The following is an 801-nucleotide window of genomic DNA, read 5'->3' as shown; positions in this document are numbered from 1 at the left end:
AGACCAAAACAAGGAAGAGAAATCACGGAAGCGAGAGCGATCAGTGAACTATTCCCAGATGCTGTTTTGGCAGAAAGGGTAGTATATGAGTTAAGGGAAGTAACTGGTGATAGTAGCTATACACCAAGTAGCCTGGTAACGCAGAGTGAGTTGGATCTTATTACTGATATGCATCTATATGCGGAGCTCTATGATGGAAATGTTATTTTAGAACAAGAAGAATCTGTAGATGTCAGTGGTATAGGGCATTTGCGGAATCTGCGTAGCTTGACTATAGATGAGTATGGTGTTGGTGGTGGTTGGAGCGAGATAACTACTTTAGCCAATTTGACTCACTTGTACTTTGTAGATTGTTGGAATATAGAGGAACAAGAGCTAAGTCAGTTAACGAACGTCCCTAATCTGACTGATTTAGGTATTTATAATACGTATGAAGAATTATTGGGTATAAGCGATGTGAGTTCATTAGCAGGTTTAACCAATTTAACCAATTTAACTAATCTGCTTCTAGAGGGCAATCAGATTAAGGATATTAGTCCGTTAGCAGGACTGACGAGCACAAGGATCTACGCAACGAATCAAAAAGTGATAGACAGCGTAAAATGGACACCTCTAGTAGAGGTAGCAAATGAGATAACAGGAATGAGCGGTCAATTAGAGACACCGTCATCTATCTCTAATGGAGGGGAATATGAAGACTCATCGATAAAATGGGAAGATCTGCTTAATGAGGAACAAGAGGTAAGCTATGTCTGGCAGGATAACGGAGTATCACAAAGTAATATTTATTTTAGTGGGACT

General features: G+C 39.7%; 1 protein-coding gene. It reads left to right on the top strand.

Annotated elements, in window-relative coordinates:
• The coding region (locus HCB45_RS15135; protein WP_312026343.1) for an Ig-like domain-containing protein at nt 1-801 on the top strand (801 nt) is incomplete at both ends.

Origin of the sequence: Listeria farberi (assembly GCF_014229245.1) — a bacterium.
Classification (GTDB): domain Bacteria; phylum Bacillota; class Bacilli; order Lactobacillales; family Listeriaceae; genus Listeria; species Listeria farberi.
The sequence above is the reverse complement of the archived record's forward strand: the minus strand, read 5'-3'. Positions and strand labels throughout refer to the sequence as shown.